General features: G+C 53.8%; 14 protein-coding genes and 1 tRNA gene. 14 read left to right on the top strand and 1 reads right to left on the bottom strand.

All coding sequences use genetic code 11. The features are described from left to right. Nucleotides 1-20: 20 nt before the first annotated feature. Both carB and greA read left to right on the top strand, forming a co-directional pair. Nucleotides 21-3,239, top strand: a complete 3,219-nt coding sequence (carB, locus tag CPA50_RS00585; RefSeq protein WP_096780566.1) for a carbamoyl-phosphate synthase large subunit — start codon at nucleotides 21-23, stop codon at nucleotides 3,237-3,239. A 4-nt stretch (nucleotides 3,240-3,243) separates the two neighbouring features. Beyond that, nucleotides 3,244-3,723, top strand: a complete 480-nt coding sequence (gene greA / locus CPA50_RS00590) for a transcription elongation factor GreA (protein ID WP_096780567.1) — start codon at nucleotides 3,244-3,246, stop codon at nucleotides 3,721-3,723. A gap of 86 nt (nucleotides 3,724-3,809) precedes the next feature. Here greA and yhbY read toward each other — a convergent pair whose 3' ends face one another. Next, a complete protein-coding gene (gene yhbY, locus CPA50_RS00595; protein WP_096780568.1) occupies nucleotides 3,810-4,121 on the bottom strand; it encodes a ribosome assembly RNA-binding protein YhbY in 312 nt (103 codons plus the stop codon). A 321-nt stretch (nucleotides 4,122-4,442) separates the two neighbouring features. Between yhbY and ftsH the strand changes: the two genes are divergently transcribed. The 12 genes from ftsH to rpsO all read left to right on the top strand — a co-directional run bounded on the left by ftsH (nucleotide 4,443) and on the right by rpsO (nucleotide 16,573). After that, nucleotides 4,443-6,386: an ATP-dependent zinc metalloprotease FtsH gene (gene ftsH, locus CPA50_RS00600; protein ID WP_179397125.1), complete on the top strand. Its 1,944-nt coding sequence runs from the start codon at nucleotides 4,443-4,445 to the stop codon at nucleotides 6,384-6,386. 108 nt (nucleotides 6,387-6,494) lie between these two features. Next, on the top strand, nucleotides 6,495-7,325 hold the full coding sequence (gene folP / locus CPA50_RS00605) for a dihydropteroate synthase (RefSeq protein WP_096780569.1): 831 nt from the start codon (nucleotides 6,495-6,497) through the stop codon (nucleotides 7,323-7,325). Further along, the gene (gene glmM, locus CPA50_RS00610) at nucleotides 7,325-8,668 is read left to right on the top strand and encodes a phosphoglucosamine mutase (RefSeq protein ID WP_096780570.1); all 1,344 of its coding nucleotides are present in this window, start codon (nucleotides 7,325-7,327) and stop codon (nucleotides 8,666-8,668) included. The genes folP and glmM overlap by 1 nt, the downstream gene beginning before the upstream one ends. A gap of 75 nt (nucleotides 8,669-8,743) precedes the next feature. Further along, the gene (gene tpiA / locus CPA50_RS00615) at nucleotides 8,744-9,508 is read left to right on the top strand and encodes a triose-phosphate isomerase (protein WP_096780571.1); all 765 of its coding nucleotides are present in this window, start codon (nucleotides 8,744-8,746) and stop codon (nucleotides 9,506-9,508) included. Nucleotides 9,509-9,526: 18 nt separating this feature from the next. Next, complete coding sequence (secG, locus tag CPA50_RS00620) at nucleotides 9,527-9,901, top strand: preprotein translocase subunit SecG (RefSeq protein ID WP_096780572.1); 375 nt, start codon at nucleotides 9,527-9,529, stop codon at nucleotides 9,899-9,901. 7 nt (nucleotides 9,902-9,908) lie between these two features. Then, a tRNA-Leu gene (locus CPA50_RS00625) sits at nucleotides 9,909-9,993 on the top strand. A gap of 320 nt (nucleotides 9,994-10,313) precedes the next feature. Beyond that, entirely contained in the window at nucleotides 10,314-10,775 is a 462-nt protein-coding gene (gene rimP, locus CPA50_RS00630) for a ribosome maturation factor RimP (protein ID WP_096780573.1), read from the top strand. Nucleotides 10,776-10,829: 54 nt separating this feature from the next. Next, nucleotides 10,830-12,323, top strand: a complete 1,494-nt coding sequence (gene nusA, locus CPA50_RS00635) for a transcription termination factor NusA (RefSeq protein WP_096780574.1) — start codon at nucleotides 10,830-10,832, stop codon at nucleotides 12,321-12,323. A 17-nt stretch (nucleotides 12,324-12,340) separates the two neighbouring features. Next, the gene (gene infB / locus CPA50_RS00640) at nucleotides 12,341-14,878 is read left to right on the top strand and encodes a translation initiation factor IF-2 (protein WP_096780575.1); all 2,538 of its coding nucleotides are present in this window, start codon (nucleotides 12,341-12,343) and stop codon (nucleotides 14,876-14,878) included. After that, nucleotides 14,878-15,300: a 30S ribosome-binding factor RbfA gene (rbfA, locus tag CPA50_RS00645; protein ID WP_096780576.1), complete on the top strand. Its 423-nt coding sequence runs from the start codon at nucleotides 14,878-14,880 to the stop codon at nucleotides 15,298-15,300. The genes infB and rbfA overlap by 1 nt, the downstream gene beginning before the upstream one ends. Beyond that, a complete protein-coding gene (gene truB, locus CPA50_RS00650; protein ID WP_096780577.1) occupies nucleotides 15,297-16,226 on the top strand; it encodes a tRNA pseudouridine(55) synthase TruB in 930 nt (309 codons plus the stop codon). Before rbfA ends, truB begins: the two co-directional genes overlap by 4 nt. Before the next feature lie 77 nt (nucleotides 16,227-16,303). Beyond that, the gene (gene rpsO, locus CPA50_RS00655; protein WP_096780578.1) at nucleotides 16,304-16,573 is read left to right on the top strand and encodes a 30S ribosomal protein S15; all 270 of its coding nucleotides are present in this window, start codon (nucleotides 16,304-16,306) and stop codon (nucleotides 16,571-16,573) included. Nucleotides 16,574-16,679 lie beyond the last annotated feature (106 nt).

Genomic DNA, 16,679 nt, shown 5'->3' on the forward strand with positions numbered 1-16,679 from the left:
GCTGACAGGTTTACCAAGACATGCCAAAACGGACCGACATTAAAAGCATCCTGATTCTGGGCGCAGGCCCGATTGTGATCGGGCAGGCGTGCGAATTTGACTACTCCGGCGCTCAGGCCTGTAAAGCCCTGCGTGAAGAAGGTTATCGGGTAATCCTCGTTAACTCGAACCCGGCCACGATCATGACCGACCCGGTGATGGCGGATGCCACCTACATCGAGCCGATTACCTGGCAGACAGTCGCCAAGATCATTGAAAAAGAAAAGCCGGATGCATTACTGCCCACCATGGGTGGCCAGACTGCGCTTAACTGTGCGCTTGATCTCGAAAAACACGGAGTGCTGGAAGAGCACGGCGTGGAAATGATTGGTGCCAACGCTGATACGATCGATAAAGCGGAAGACAGAAGCCGCTTTGATACTGCCATGAAGGCTATCGGTCTTGAGTGCCCCCGCGCATCGATTGCCCATACCATGGCTGAGGCCTGGGAAGTTGCTGATGACATCGGCTTTCCATGCATTATTCGTCCATCATTCACTATGGGCGGTTCTGGCGGAGGTATTGCTTACAACCGCGATGAGTTTGAAGAAATCTGTACGCGTGGGCTTGATCTCTCTCCAACCAATGAACTGCTCATTGATGAGTCGCTGATCGGCTGGAAAGAGTATGAGATGGAAGTTGTCCGCGATAAGGCGGATAACTGCATTATTGTCTGCGCCATCGAGAATTTCGACGCCATGGGCGTGCATACCGGGGACTCTATCACCGTTGCTCCGGCACAGACGCTGACCGATAAGGAATACCAGATCATGCGCGACGCCTCTCTGGCGGTGCTGCGTGAGATTGGTGTGGAAACCGGCGGTTCCAACGTCCAGTTTGGTATCAACCCGGACACTGGCCGCATGGTCGTCATCGAGATGAATCCCAGGGTTTCCCGTTCATCGGCCCTGGCCTCCAAGGCTACGGGTTTTCCTATAGCCAAGGTGGCGGCCAAGCTGGCTGTGGGCTACACACTCGATGAGCTGCGAAACGAAATCACTGGCGGCGTAACGCCTGCGTCCTTCGAGCCCAGCATCGACTATGTCGTTACCAAGATTCCCCGTTTCACCTTTGAAAAGTTTCCTCAGGCCGATGCCCGCCTGACGACCCAGATGAAGTCTGTGGGTGAGGTCATGGCCATTGGCCGCACATTCCAGGAATCCCTCCAGAAAGCCCTCAGGGGTCTGGAAGTCGGGTCTGACGGTTTCGATGAGCAGCTTGAGGAGTTTACTTCCGAAAGTTCCCGGGAAACGCTCACCCGCGAGCTCAGTGTTCCGGGCGCCGATCGTATCTGGTATATCGGCGATGCATTCCGGGCCGGGCTGACCGTTGATGAGGTGTTTGAGTTCACCAGAGTAGATCCGTGGTATCTGGTACAAATTGAAGATCTTATCCGTGAAGAACAGGCGCTGAAGTCTGCTGGCAAGGCTGGTCTTGATCATGCCACCCTGTTCCGTCTCAAGCGTAAGGGTTTCTCTGATGCCCGTCTGGCCAGTCTGCTGGGCATGGCTGAGTCGAGCCTTCGCAAGGTAAGGCACGATTTGAATATTCGTCCGGTGTACAAGCGGGTGGATACCTGTGCCGCTGAATTTGCCTCCGACACTGCGTATATGTACTCCACCTATGAGGAAGAGTGTGAAGCGGATGCGACCGATCGTGAGAAGATTGTGGTCATTGGCGGCGGCCCTAACAGAATAGGTCAGGGTATCGAGTTCGATTACTGTTGTGTGCACGCGGCTCTCGCCATGCGTGAAGATGGTTATGAAACCATCATGATCAATTGCAATCCGGAGACGGTATCAACCGACTACGATACTTCCGACCGGTTGTACTTTGAGCCGATTACGCTTGAAGACGTGTTGGAAATCATCAATGTCGAGAAGCCCAAGGGCGTGATTGTCCAGTATGGTGGCCAGACACCCTTGAAGCTGGCCCGGGGGCTTGAGGCGGCTGGGGTACCTATTATTGGTACCAGTCCGGATGCTATCGACCGGGCAGAAGATCGTGAGCGGTTCCAGCAGATGATTACCCGTCTGGGACTCAAGCAGCCTGAAAATGCCACTGTGCGCAGCCACGAGGAAGGTATTCTGGCGGCCCGTGAAATCGGTTATCCGTTGGTTGTGCGCCCGTCTTATGTTTTGGGCGGCCGGGCCATGGAAATTGTTTTCGGAGAAGATGAACTGGTGCGCTACATGCGCAGTGCGGTGCTGGTTTCCAACGACAGCCCTGTATTGCTCGACCATTTCCTGAATGCGGCAATCGAGGTGGATATTGATGCCATCTGCGATGGCAAGGATGTGGTTATCGGCGGCATTATGCAGCACATTGAACAGGCGGGTATCCATTCCGGTGATTCCGCCTGCTCGCTGCCGCCTTATACCCTCCCGTCTGACGTTCAGGACGCCATGCGTGAGGCCGTAAGGAAAATGGCGATCGAGCTTGAGGTTGTGGGGCTGATGAATGTGCAGCTGGCCTGGCAGGATAATGAAATATATGTAATTGAGGTTAATCCGCGCGCCTCGCGCACAGTACCTTTTGTGTCCAAGGCTATCGGAGTATCCCTTGCCAAGGTTGCTGCGCGGGTTATGGCTGGTACGTCTCTTGCCGAGCAGGGCTTTACAAAGGAAGTGGTGCCCAGCTATTACGCTGTAAAGGAATCTGTATTCCCGTTCAACAAATTTCCATTGGTTGATCCGATCCTCGGGCCGGAAATGAAGTCTACTGGCGAGGTCATGGGGCTTGGTGACAGTTTTGATGAAGCCTTTGCCAAGGCTTCGCTGGCTATTGGAGAGCGCCTGCCTTCCAGTGGTATTGTGTTTATGTCTGTTCGTGACGTAGACAAGGCCGGTGCTATTCAGGTTGCCCGTGATCTGGTTGATGCAGGTTTCAGGCTTGTTGCTACTACAGGTACCGCGAAAGCTCTTCGTGAGGCGGGTATCGATGTGGAGCGAGTGAACAAGGTGGGCGAGGGTCGGCCTCATATCGTGGACGCCATCAAGAATGGGCAGGTTCAGCTGATTATTAATACAACTGAGGGCCGCAAGGCAGTGTCTGATTCGGCGCAGATTCGCCAGTCAGCTCTGCAGACCAAGGTAGCCTATACAACAACACTGGCGGGCGGCGAAGCCTTCTGTCGGGCCATCAAATTTGGTCCGGAGCGTACAGTACGCCGCCTGCAAGATCTTCACGCAGGGAAGTAAAGTTATGAGCGAAAGAGTACCTATGACAAAAGCGGGCGAGTCCCGTCTCCGTGTGGAGCTTCAGAAGCTGAAATCCGAGGATCGCCCCCGGGTAATCGCTGCTATTTCAGATGCGCGGGAGCATGGTGATCTTAAAGAAAATGCCGAGTATCACGCTGCCCGTGAACAGCAGAGCTTTATTGAAGGTCGTATTCAGGAAATTGAAGGTAAGTTGTCCGCCGCTCAGGTGATTGATGTCACCACTATGGAAAACACCGGCCGGGTTATCTTCGGAACTACTGTTCACCTGATGAACATGGATACAGATGAGCAGGTGGTCTATCAGATCGTTGGCGAAGACGAGGCAGATATCAAGGAAGGCAAGCTTTCCATCTCGTCGCCCATAGCTCGCGCTCTGGTTGGCAAGAGTGAGGGGGATGTTGTTGCTATCCGCGTGCCTTCGGGTACGGTGGAGTACGAAATCGAGCAGGTGGAATACATCTGATTTGCACCGGACTGGAATTCCCTGTCCGCAGGGAACAAAAAAACCGGCTGTGTTTTACACGGCCGGTTTTTTTATGTTCGGGGGTGTCAGTGTTTGTGGCGTAACAGGTTGGATAGTTTTGGGTTGGGCTTCTTTGCCCTGCGCATAATCACCGCAATTTTACCGATGGTTTGTACAATTTCTGCGCCACTGGATGCGCAAAGCGCGCTGATTGCTTCCTGGCGGGCCTCCCGGTCCTGGCTTGCAACTTTGATTTTGATGAGTTCGTGGTCGTTCAAGGCGCGCTCCAGTTCTTCCTGGAGGTTTTCGGTCAGGCCTTTGTCGCCCACAATAATGACGGGTTTCAGGTGGTGGGCAATGGCCCGGTATTCCCGGCGCTGTTCCGGTGAAAGGCTCATGATGTAATCTCTTTATCGGTGCTATTAACAAAAGGTCAGCGGCATATTCGCTGGCAACGTCGTATAATTCGCGGATTGTAGCAGACAACCTTGCACACAGATCACCTTGCAGACGTTGTAATTTCCGAGATGGTGCCCACATATAATGAACATGGGGATTATTCCGGCGTTCAGAAGCGTCTTCAGATTGATCCGCCGCTGCGTTTTTCTGTGGCCGTTACGGGTAGGCCGTTTCTGGTGGATAGACGTACATTTGGTGTAAGGTGTCGATAAAGAGTAGCTTCTTTGCAGACACGCTCTTCAATTCACAGGTGATGATCCTTGAACGATATGGCAAAAAATCTGGTTCTCTGGCTGATAATAGCCGCCGTACTGCTGATGGTGTTTCAGAATTTCTCTCCCACCACCAGCGGGCAGCAAGTCAATTATTCCCAATTCGTTGAAATGGTCCAGCAGGGCCAGGTCAACAAAGTCACCATTGATGGTCTGGAAATCCAGGGCACCCGCGGTGACGGTTCCCAGTTTCAGACGATTCGCCCTCAGGTGGCGGACAACAAACTGATGGACGATCTTCTTGCGAACAAAGTTGAAGTGATCGGTAAGGAGCCTGAGCGCCAGAGTCTGTGGACTCAGTTGCTGGTGGCGGCGTTCCCTATACTGATCATTATTGCCCTGTTTGTTTTCTTCATGCGCCAGATGCAGGGCGGAGGTGGCGGCAAAGGCCCCATGTCGTTCGGCAAGAGCAAAGCGCGCCTGATGAGCGAAGATCAGATCAAGACCACCTTTGCCGATGTGGCTGGTGTGGATGAGGCCAAAGAGGACGTTAAGGAACTGGTGGATTTCCTGCGGGACCCCAGTAAATTCCAGCGCCTTGGTGGCAGTATTCCCAAAGGCGTCTTGATGGTGGGTCAGCCGGGTACCGGTAAAACCCTGCTGGCAAAAGCTATTGCTGGTGAAGCCAAGGTCCCGTTCTTCTCGATTTCCGGTTCCGACTTCGTGGAAATGTTCGTAGGTGTTGGCGCATCGCGTGTGCGGGACATGTTCGAGCAGGCCAAGAAGCAGAGCCCCTGCATTATTTTTATTGATGAAATTGATGCGGTTGGCCGCCATCGTGGTGCGGGCATGGGCGGTGGTCATGATGAGCGCGAGCAGACTCTGAACCAGTTGCTGGTTGAGATGGACGGCTTTGAAGGTAACGAGGGTGTTATTGTCATTGCAGCGACGAACCGTCCGGATGTTCTTGATCCGGCGTTATTGCGCCCTGGTCGTTTTGACCGTCAGGTCGTTGTTGGTTTGCCAGACATTATTGGCCGGGAGCAGATCCTCAAGGTGCACATGAAGAAAGTGCCCCTGGATGAGAATGTTGAGCCTGCGCTGATTGCGCGAGGCACGCCTGGCTTCTCCGGTGCTGATCTTGCGAACCTGGTTAACGAAGCAGCTCTTTTTGCGGCGCGCCGTAATATGCGTCTGGTTTCTATGGAAGAGTTTGAGCTGGCTAAAGATAAAATCATGATGGGCGCTGAGCGCAAGTCCATGGTGATGAGTGAAAAGGAAAAGCTCAATACGGCTTATCACGAGTCTGGCCACGCAATCGTCGGGCGGCTGATGCCAGAACACGATCCGGTCTATAAGGTAAGCATTATTCCCCGTGGTCGGGCCCTGGGTGTGACAATGTTTCTGCCTGAAGAAGACAGGTACAGTCACAGTAAGCGCTTCCTTATCAGCTCTATCTGTAGTCTGTTCGGCGGTCGTATTGCCGAAGAGCTGACTCTTGGTTTTGATGGGGTCACTACCGGCGCTTCGAATGATATTGAGCGCGCTACCAGTCTCGCCCGCAATATGGTCACCCGCTGGGGCTTGTCTGAGAAGCTTGGCCCGCTCCAGTATGATACGGATAGTGAAGAGCCGTTCCTTGGCCGTTCCGCTGGTCAGGCTCAGACGGTTTACTCGCCCGAAACGGCGCAGCGTATTGATGAAGAGGTCCGCAACATCATCGATACCTGTTATGAGAAGGCTACGCAAATTCTGGTCGAAAACCGGGACAAGCTGGATCTCATGACTCAGGCGTTGATGAAGTACGAGACCATCGACCGTCACCAGATTGATGACATAATGGAAGGTCGGATTCCGCGTCCTCCGAAAGGTTGGGACGACCGGGGTTCTGCCGGAGGCGCCAAGACGGACGCCCCGGAGCAGGCTTCCGGATCCAAGCCTTCGGGCGATAACCATCAGTCCGATGTAGGTCGTCCGGCCGGAGAGCACTAGGATTTTCGGTTTCAGGTAATCTGAGTTAACTTGCGCCGCCCTGTTTATGGGCGGCGTTTGTTTTTGCCATGCTTGGATTCTTGCGTGTCTGTCCAGGAAAATTTTGTTATGGAAATGAGCTTTGCCGGGCGAGCGCTGAATATGTCTCGCTGCCATGTAATGGGTGTTCTCAATGTGACGCCGGATTCGTTCTCTGATGGTGGTCGGTTCAACCGTCTGGATGCTGCGCTGCTGAAAGCGCGGCAAATGGTATGCGATGGCGCAGCCTTTATTGATGTGGGTGGGGAATCCACCCGCCCCGGCGCGGCCAGAGTGTCTGTGCAGGAAGAGCTCGACAGGGTTTGTCCCGTGGTAGAGGCGATTTCGCGGGAGCTGGACGTGGTTGTCTCGGTGGATACAAGCACTCCGGAAGTAATGTCTCAGGCGGTCAGCCTTGGTGCCGGGCTGATTAACGATGTGCGGGCTCTTCAGAGAGAGGGCGCGGCATCGGCTGCGGCAAGAGCTGGAGTCCCTGTATGTGTGATGCATATACAGGGAGAGCCTGAAACCATGCAGGACCGGCCGGTGTACGAGAATGTATTGCGTGAGGTCGGTGAGTTTCTGAGCATGCGGGTTCGTGTCGCAGTGAAGGCGGGTGTTTCTGCCCGTAACATAATCCTCGATCCGGGTTTCGGGTTTGGGAAAAACCTTGAGCATAATCTGCGGTTACTGGCGTCGCTGGAGCAGCTGCATGTTCTTGGTCATCCCCTGCTGGTAGGTATGTCGAGAAAGTCCATGCTGGGCCAGATAACGGGCCGGGAGGTAGACGAGAGGTTGTCGGCGAGTCTTGCGGCCGCGACAATATCTGCAATGAAGGGTGCGGGCATTGTTCGCGTGCATGATGTCAGGGAAACCGTGGATGCCGTCAGAGTCGCGACGGCCGTAATGGAGGCAGTTTGATGGCCGGAAGAAAGTATTTTGGAACGGATGGAATACGCGGCAGGGTGGGTGAACACCCGATAACGCCGGAGTTCATGTTGCACCTGGGGTGGGCTGCAGGGCAGGCTTTCAAGAGAAGTGGGCAGCGGAACAGTGTGTTGATTGGCAAGGATACACGGCTATCGGGTTATATGTTCGAGTCTGCACTGGAGGCCGGTTTGTCGGCTGCAGGTGTGGATGTGAAGCTGCTGGGTCCGATGCCAACGCCAGCAATCGCCTACCTGACCCGTACCTTTCGGGCGTCTGCAGGCATTGTTATCAGTGCTTCCCACAACCCCCATCATGATAACGGAATAAAATTCTTTTCTGCCGATGGTACCAAGCTCGATGATGCGCTGGAGGCGGAAATCGAGAGCTGGCTGGATAGGCCTATTGAAGTCTGTGGTCCGGGCGAACTGGGCAAGGCCTCGCGGATAGAAGATGCTCCAGGGCGTTATGTAGAATTCTGCAAGAGCACGGTTCCAAACCAGTTCACACTGGATAATATGAATATTATTCTGGACTGCGCTCATGGCGCGACTTACCACGTTGCTCCGAAAGTTTTCCGCGAACTCGGTGCCAGGGTGTCGGTTATAGGTGCTGAGCCCGACGGGCTTAACATCAATCTTAATGTGGGCTCTACCCATCTTGAAGGGCTGAAAGAGGCTGTTGTCGATAGGGGAGCTGACCTGGGTATAGCTTTTGATGGCGATGGCGACCGGGTGTTGATGGTGGATCGGGATGGTTCCGAGGTAGACGGGGATGAGCTGCTCTACGTTATTGCCTCTCAGCGATTTGCCGAAGGCCGGCTCAGAGGTGGGGTGGTCGGTACTCTGATGACAAATCTGGGTGTTGAGCTCGCGCTAAAAGAGATGGGAATCATGTTCGAGCGCGCCAATGTTGGTGACCGTTATGTTACCGAGCGCTTGCTGGCCAACAATTGGGTGCTCGGCGGCGAGGGGTCCGGGCATATGGTTATCCGCGATTGCACCAGTACCGGCGATGGTATTGTCTCTGCGCTTCAGGTGTTGTTAGCTATCGGAAAATCAGGTAAAACTCTCTCCGAGCTGCGCCGGGGTATGAGCAAGCTGCCTCAGACGATGATCAATGTGCGGGTTGCAAGGCGCTTTGATCCATTTAGCCGCGACGATATTGTTGCGGCAGTAAAGCGCGCCGAATCAGAGCTTGGCAGCTCCGGAAGGATCCTGTTGCGGGCATCAGGGACAGAATCCCTGATCCGTGTAATGGCCGAAGGCCAGAGCGCTGATGGCATCCGTCGTGTCGCTGAAGAGCTTGCGCAGGTCGTGGAAAACTCAACGCCCTGATTTGTTGGATTCAGGCTGTTGTCTGTTGTGGGGGAGTGCTGTATAGTGCGGCCTCCCTAACGTTCGGGAACTGATATGCGTCGCAAGATTGTAGCCGGAAACTGGAAGATGAACGGGTCGAAAGACCTCTCGGAAAAACTGGTTGGCTCGATCCGGTCTGAGGCCGGAACTCTTGATAAAGGTGTGGAGGTTGTTATTATTCCTCCCGCAATTTACATCGGTGATGTATTGGTGCAGGCGGAAAATGCCCTGTCCGTCGGTGTTCAGAACGTTGGGCGGTGGCAGTCAGGTGCCTATACCGGGGAAATTTCGGCCGGTATGGCCAGAGATGCGGGTTGTCGTTATGTGCTCGTTGGCCACTCTGAACGCCGCCAGATTTTCGGCGAAACTGATGAGCTGGTTGCTGAAAAAGTATCTCTTGTGGTTTCCAGTGGTCTGACGGCCATTGTATGTGTCGGCGAAACTCTGGAAGAGCGGGAGTCAGGGCAGGCTGAGGCGGTAGTTGCTGCTCAGGTTCGTGCAGGTCTGGCTTCAGTGCCGGCAGGAAAGTGGCATGATATCGTGGTAGCCTATGAGCCGGTCTGGGCAATTGGTACCGGTAAAACGGCAACCTCGGACGATGCTCAAGCCATGCATGCAGCGGTGCGGAAAGTGCTGAAAGATATGGGCGCTCCATCAGAAAGTATTTCATTGCTTTACGGCGGCAGTGTAAAAGCGGATAATGCTGCGGCGCTTTTTTCAGAACCAGATATAGATGGCGGTTTAATCGGCGGCGCATCATTGGTCGCAAAAGAATTTATGTGCATCTGCCGGTCGTTTCCGGTTGGTGCCGAAAATTAAAGGTTCGCGAGAGTCAATATGGATTGGATGGAAACACTAGTAGTCGTTGTGCACGTCGTGATCGCGGTGGCGCTGGTGGGTCTGGTGCTGATCCAGCAGGGCAAAGGTGCGGATGCGGGTGCAGCCTTCGGTGGTGGTGCTTCCCAGACTGTATTCGGTAGTCAGGGTAGCGGCAGTTTTCTGACCCGCATGACGACCATGCTTGCGATCGTGTTTTTTGTTACAAGTTTTTCGCTGGCAGTATTTGCCAAGCAGCGGGCTGAAGTAGCGGGTGAGGCAGGTATTCCGGTTGTTGAGGAATCCCGCCAGGCTCCGGTTCAGAATGCTGCGGATGGTGAGGCTGGCATTAGCGAAACCGGGAGCGGGGAGTCTGATCTCCCCGAGCTTGAGTAAGAGTGTTGCCCAAGTGGTGGAACTGGTAGACACGCTATCTTGAGGGGGTAGTGGCGAAAGCCGTGCCGGTTCGAGTCCGGCCTTGGGCACCAATTAAGAAGAAAAACGGCTTGGATTTTCCAGGCCGTTTTTTTGCTCAGTCCTTGACCAGTCCGTCCGGCGTCTCTATACTCCGGCGGTTATTGGGGCCAGATATATTTATGTTTTCGGGCTCCTGGCAGGCCAGGTGTCTGTCAGCAGGAGGCGGTATACCGGTTTGCTTCCTGTGAGTTCTTGCAACAAAAGGCCCCAGTTATCGGGGGTTTTTGATTAAGGGGCCTGGCGCAACGGCCCCTGGTGCGTAAAAAGGGCTGATTGACAGCCCTTTTTTTGTTTTTGGTGCCGGTAAATTTCATAACGGAGACAGCCTAACTTGTCAGGCAAGCTTAAACAATTGGAAGACATTCTTCGGCCTGTGGTTGAAGGTTTGGGTTATGAGTTCTGGGGCATTGAGTTTCGCTCCAAGGGCTATCAGTCCATGCTGCGGGTGTTTATAGACCATGCCGAAAACGGCATCGGAATCGATGACTGCGAGAAAGTCAGTCGTCAGATCAGTGGCGTGATGGATGTGGAAGACCCCATTCAGACCGAGTACACACTGGAAGTTTCATCTCCGGGGATGGATCGGCCTCTGTTTCGGCTTGAGCACTATCAGGCATTTGTGGGGCATCAGGTACAAATTCGTTTGCGCATGGCGTTTGAAGGCCGGCGTAAGTTTCAGGGGCTTATCAAAGGTGTAGAAGGTGATGATGTCGTCGTGGTCGTTGATGACCATGAGTATCTGTTACCTTTTGACAGCATTGAAAAAGCCCAAATTGTTCCGGTATTCGAGTGAGCCATTTGAACAACTCAGTAGATGCACAGTTTATTTTCAGGGCAGGGCAATCCAATGAGTAAAGAGATCTTGCTGGTGGTTGAAGCCGTCTCGAACGAGAAAGGTGTCGAGAAGGAAGTGATTTTCGAGGCGATCGAGTTGGCACTCGCTACCGCTGCCAAAAAGCGTTACGAAGATGAAGAGTCGGATGTGCGCGTATCCATTGACCGCCGTACCGGTGAGTACGAAACTTTCCGCCGTTGGCTGGTTGTTGATAACGATGCTGTTCCTGCGCTGGGTACCGAGTTGACGCTTCAGGAGGCAGAAGAAATTGATCCTTCGCTGAAGCCGGGTGACACCTATGAAGAGAAAGCAGAGTCTGTCGCTTTCGGCCGTATTGGCGCTCAGGCAGCCAAGCAGATTATCTTCCAGAAGGTTCGTGAGGCTGAGCGCAGCAAAATCGTCGACAGCTATCGTGACCGTGTAGGTGAACTGGTTTCGGGTACTGTAAAGAAGGTTACCCGCGATAACGTCATAGTCGACCTTGGCGCGAACGCAGAAGCACTGCTGCCCAGAGAGAACCTGATCCCGCGTGAAACCTTCCGTATGGGTGACCGGGTACGTTCGCTGTTGCTCGAAATCCGCACGGATCACCGTGGTCCGCAGCTTATCCTCAGCCGTTCTGATCCACAGATGCTGGTTGAGCTGTTTCGCATTGAAGTGCCTGAGATTGCAGAAGAGTTGATTGAAATTCGGGGCGCGGCCCGTGATTGTGGCTCACGGGCAAAGATTGCCGTGAAGACCAATGACCGTCGTATTGATCCGGTTGGTGCCTGTGTAGGTATGCGCGGTTCCCGCGTGCAGGCTGTTTCCAATGAACTGGGCGGCGAGCGAGTGGATATCGTGTTGTGGGATGATAATCCCGCTCAACTGGTTATCAATGCCATGGCGCCGGCGGAAGTTGCATCCATTGTGATGGATGAAGATCGTCATACCATGGAAGTAGCCGTTGCAGAAGATAATCTGGCGCAGGCTATCGGGCGTAACGGGCAGAACGTGCGCCTGGCTACCGAGCTCACTGGTTGGACACTGAATGTCATGACCGAAGAGGAAGCCGGCGAGCGCCAGGAGCAGGAGTATAATACTCTGGTTGCACACTTTGTTGCCCATCTCGATGTTGATGAAGAGTTTGCGGGTGTGCTGATTGACGAAGGCTTTACTTCTATTGAAGAAGTCGCCTACGTACCCATGGAAGAGATGTTGGCGATTGAAGGTTTTGATGAAGAAACCGTCGGTGAGCTGCGTCGCCGTGCCAAGGATGTCCTGTTAAATCAGGCCTTGGCCAGTGAAGAAGCCCTGGACGGCTCTGAGCCGGCGGAAGATCTTCTGAGTATGGACGGAATGGATCGCACTCTGGCGTTTAAACTCGCAGGAATGGGTGTGCGTACCATGGAAGATCTGGCGGAGCAGTCAGTTGATGACTTGCTTGATATCGAAGGTATGGATGAAGAGCGTGCAGGACAGTTGATTATGACCGCACGCGCCCCCTGGTTTGAAGACCAGGCTTAATTCGGGAGGAGACCAGTATGGCTGAAGTAACGGTAAAACAACTGGCCGAAGATGTAGGCGCTCCCGTGGATCGTTTGCTGAAACAGATCGTGGAAGCTGGCCTGAAAGCCCGCTCAGAAAGCGACGCTGTATCCAGTGATGAGAAGCAGCAGTTGCTGGCTTATCTGAGAAAGACCCACGGTGAAGCAGGCGCTGAGCCGAACAAGATTACTTTGAAGCGTAAAACCACAACCACGCTCAAGGCTGGTAAAGCCAAGACCGTCAATGTGGAAGTGCGCAAGCGACGCACTTATGTAAAACGTGCGGATCAGGCGCCTGAGGCGGAAGTGGAAGCTCCGGAAGAGCTTCAGCAGGAAGTGCCGGTAACAGAACAACCCAAGGCAGAGCCAGTCGAGAACACAGAGACTGTGGAGACACCGCAGGTCAGTGCTGAGGCTGAAGCGCCAAAGGCGGAAGAGCCGGTTGCTGAAGCGGAAGACAAGGCTGAGCCGAAAAAGGCACCTGAGCCAACTCCGGCTCCGGCAGACATGCCTATACCGCCGCCAGAGAGCGATGCCAAAGACCGGAAGCCGAAGAAGAAGAAAGAAAAAGTTCGTGAGCGTGGCGAAGAAGTTGAGGATGGCAAGCCCAAGAAAAAACAGGCTGGTCACCGTGGTCCACGTGGTCGTACTGCAGATGAGCCGCTGGTTATCTCGGAAGATGATGACAGCACATTACGTAAGCCACTGCGTGCGAAAAAGAAACCCAAAGAGAAGCGTCATGGCTTCGAGAGGCCGACCAAACCAATGGTCAGAGAAGTAGAAGTTCCAGAAATTATTACCGTTGGCGATCTAGCCCAGCGGATGGCCGTCAAATCCGGTGATGTCATCAAGACTTTGATGGGCATGGGCGTGATGGCAACTATTAACCAGGCGCTGGACCAGGCGACATCGACTCTGGTCGTTGAAGAGTTGGGCCACAAAGCCAAGCCCATCAGTGATGATGCCTTTGAAGAAGGCGTGCTCAGCGAATTCAACGTTGAGGGTAAGGTAAAGGCCAAGCGTGCACCGGTTGTAAGTGTAATGGGGCATGTTGACCACGGTAAGACATCACTGCTGGACTACATTCGCCGCACCAAGGTTGCCTCGGGAGAATCCGGTGGCATTACCCAGCATATCGGTGCGTACCATGTAGAAACTGATCACGGTATGATTTCGTTCCTGGACACCCCTGGCCACGCGGCTTTTACCGCGATGCGCGCCCGTGGAGCCCAGTGCACCGACATAGTGATCCTGGTGGTAGCGTCTGACGATGGCGTTATGCCGCAAACCAAAGAAGCGGTTGAACATGCCCGCTCTGCCGGTGTTCCTATCGTTGTCGCTATTACCAAAATGGACAAGGAACAGGCAGACCCTGACCGTGTGAAGAACGAGTTGGCGGCGATTGAGGTTATCCCTGAAGACTGGGGCGGTGACATTCAGTTTGTTCCTATCTCTGCTCACACAGGTGAAGGCGTCGACAATCTGCTGGAAGCCGTATTGCTACAGGCAGAGATTCTTGAGTTGCAGGCTTCGCCTGACGCGCCGGCACAAGGTGTTGTGGTTGAGTCCAGTCTTGAGCGCGGCCGTGGTTCTGTAGCCACAGTGCTTGTTCAGAATGGTACCTTGCGCCAGGGCGATATGGTTGTTGCAGGCTCATACTTCGGTAAAGTCCGCGCGATGACCGATGAAGCAGGTAAACAGGTTAAAGAAGCCGGGCCGTCTATTCCGGTCGAGGTTCTTGGTCTGAATGGTACGCCAAATGCCGGCGATGAGTTCTTTGCTGTAGCCGACGAGCGCAAGGCAAAAGAACTGGCTGAATTCCGCCATATTCGTGAACGCGAGCAGCGTTTGCAGCGCCAGCAGGCAGCCAAGCTGGAGAACCTGTTCGAGAACATGGGTAAGGACGAGGTCAAAACCCTCAACGTTGTTCTTAAAACAGATGTTCGCGGTTCGCTGGAAGCTATTACCAAGTCGCTGATGGATCTGGGTAACGATGAAGTTCAGGTCAAGATTGTGTCCTCTGGTGTTGGTGGTATTGCCGAGACAGACGTAAGTCTTGCCATGGCGACAGGCGCGGTTATTTTTGGTTTCAATGTGCGCGCCGATACTGCCTCCAAGCGTCTTGTGGAGCAGGAAGGTCTGGATCTGCGTTACTACAGCATCATCTACAACCTGCTGGACGATGTTAAAGCAGCGCTGACTGGCATGCTGGCACCTGAATTCCGCGAAGACATCATAGGTATTGCCGACGTTCGCGATGTGTTCCGTTCACCGAAGTTTGGCCAGGTTGCAGGCTGTATGGTGATTGAAGGCAACGTATATCGGAACAAGCCGATTCGGGTACTGCGCGACAACGTGGTTATCTTCGAGGGCGAGCTGGAATCCCTGCGTCGCTTTAAAGACGACGTTCCTGAAGTCCGTAATGGCATGGAATGTGGTATCGGGGTTAAAGGCTATGACGTGAAGGTTGGCGACCAGATCGAAGTCTTCGATCGTGTCAGAGTCGAGCGTAAACTCGAATCTACGGGGGCCTGATGCCTAGAGAGTTCAGTCGTATTGATCGCATCGGCGATCAGATGCAGCGTGAGCTTGCTCAGCTGATTCAGCGTGAGGTCAAGGATCCACGGCTGGGGATGGTAACTGTCAATGCAGTCAAGGTCAGTCGCGACCTTGGCTACGCTGACATCTATGTCTCTTTGCTGTCCACTGAGGAGCTCACTGCTGAGTCCCCGGAGGTGAAGGATTCGATTTCGGTGCTGAACAAGGCTGCAGGGTTCCTTCGTGGTCAGGTTGGCCGGGCCATGAAACTGCGGGTTATACCCCAGTTGCGGTTCCACTTTGATGCCCTTCAGGGTTACAGTCGCAGAATGGATAGTCTGATCCGTGAAGCAGTGGGTGATAAGCCAGCTGTTAAAACGGAAGATGACAACCAGAGTGATCCGGAGTCGAACGCTTGAGTCGCAGACGTAAGGGCCGTGAAGTCAATGGCATTCTGGTCATCGACAAGCCGATGGGCATTACATCCAACGGTATTCTGCAAGAGGTCAAACGTCTGTATGGTGCCGCCAAGGCTGGCCATACGGGCGCCCTCGATCCGCTGGCAACGGGAGTCTTGCCCCTTTGCTTTGGTGAGGCGACAAAGTTCTCACAGATGATGCTGGACAGCGACAAGGCATATGTCGCTACAGCCCGGCTCGGTGAACGCACCGAAACCGGCGATAGTGAAGGCTCTGTTGTTGCCACAAAGCCAGTCCCGGAAGGTCTCGTGCCAGAAGTGCTCGAACCGATACTCGAGAAATTCCGTGGCAATATTCAGCAAGTTCCCTCCATGTATTCTGCGCTTAAACACAACGGTCGTCCGCTATACGAATATGCCCGTGAAGGCATTGAGATAGAGCGACCGGCGCGTCCGGTAACCATTTACGATCTCCAGCTCCTCGATGTGCGGGAAAACGAAATGGATATCGCAGTGAAGTGCACCAAAGGTACGTACATTCGCTCACTCGTCGAAGATATCGGCGAAGCACTGGGGTGCGGAGCTCATGTTATTGCGTTGAGGCGCACGTTGGCAGCAGGGTTTACTCTCGCTGATGCCCATGCGGTGCCTGATCTTGAAGCAATACGTGATCGTGGAGAAAGCCTGGATGGCTTATTGGTTGCGCCTGATGCTGCTCTCTCGATGTTCCCTGAGCACCGCCTGTCGGGCCAGCCTTTGGTGTCGATATTGAATGGACAACCGGTTAGAATACCGGGTCTGGCTTATGAAGGTTTCGTACGCATTTATGGCAACGAAGGTTTTGTAGGACTCGCAGAAGCAATGCCTGAAGGCGAGGAAACCAGATTGGTGCCTCGTCGGCTGGTAAGTGACAGTGGTAAACGTTAGGTAAGCCACTGTATAGCCGGGCTGTAGAGATGCGCGGTTCGGCCGGATTTGACAGCATCGCAAACATGAGGTGAGTTATGGCACTTTCTGCCAATGAAAAAGCACAAATCGTTCAAGACTATCAGCAAGCTGATGGAGATACTGGTTCCCCGGAAGTGCAGGTTGCACTGCTGAGCGCCAACATCAACAAGCTGCAGGATCATTTCAAGGTTAACAAGCAGGATCATCATTCCCGCCGTGGCCTGATCCGGATGGTAAACCAGCGTCGTAAACTGCTGGACTACCTCCGTCGGAAAAATGGCGATCGTTACCTGGAGCTGATCAAGCGCCTGGGTCTGCGTCGTTAAATCCGGTCTTATACGACCTGACGGCTGTTCTGGTATTGCACCGGTGGCAGCCACCAGCCGGCGGGTTCCTGAAGGGGCCTGCCGGTTGTGTTTTTTATCACCGCAT

This window comes from Marinobacter sp. ANT_B65 (assembly GCF_002407605.1).
Lineage (GTDB): Bacteria > Pseudomonadota > Gammaproteobacteria > Pseudomonadales > Oleiphilaceae > Marinobacter.

What these genes read in the sequence shown, in the direction of transcription:
- carB (WP_096780566.1), top strand. Translation starts at nt 21, where the DNA reads ATGCCAAAACGGACCGACATTAAAAGCATCCTGATTCTGGGCGCAGGC.
- nusA (WP_096780574.1), top strand. Translation starts at nt 10,830, where the DNA reads ATGAGTAAAGAGATCTTGCTGGTGGTTGAAGCCGTCTCGAACGAGAAA.
- rpsO (WP_096780578.1), top strand. Translation starts at nt 16,304, where the DNA reads ATGGCACTTTCTGCCAATGAAAAAGCACAAATCGTTCAAGACTATCAG.
- secG (WP_096780572.1), top strand. Translation starts at nt 9,527, where the DNA reads ATGGATTGGATGGAAACACTAGTAGTCGTTGTGCACGTCGTGATCGCG.
- greA (WP_096780567.1), top strand. Translation starts at nt 3,244, where the DNA reads ATGAGCGAAAGAGTACCTATGACAAAAGCGGGCGAGTCCCGTCTCCGT.
- tpiA (WP_096780571.1), top strand. Translation starts at nt 8,744, where the DNA reads ATGCGTCGCAAGATTGTAGCCGGAAACTGGAAGATGAACGGGTCGAAA.
- glmM (WP_096780570.1), top strand. Translation starts at nt 7,325, where the DNA reads ATGGCCGGAAGAAAGTATTTTGGAACGGATGGAATACGCGGCAGGGTG.
- folP (WP_096780569.1), top strand. Translation starts at nt 6,495, where the DNA reads ATGGAAATGAGCTTTGCCGGGCGAGCGCTGAATATGTCTCGCTGCCAT.
- yhbY (WP_096780568.1), bottom strand. Translation starts at nt 4,121, where the DNA reads ATGAGCCTTTCACCGGAACAGCGCCGGGAATACCGGGCCATTGCCCAC.
- infB (WP_096780575.1), top strand. Translation starts at nt 12,341, where the DNA reads ATGGCTGAAGTAACGGTAAAACAACTGGCCGAAGATGTAGGCGCTCCC.
- rbfA (WP_096780576.1), top strand. Translation starts at nt 14,878, where the DNA reads ATGCCTAGAGAGTTCAGTCGTATTGATCGCATCGGCGATCAGATGCAG.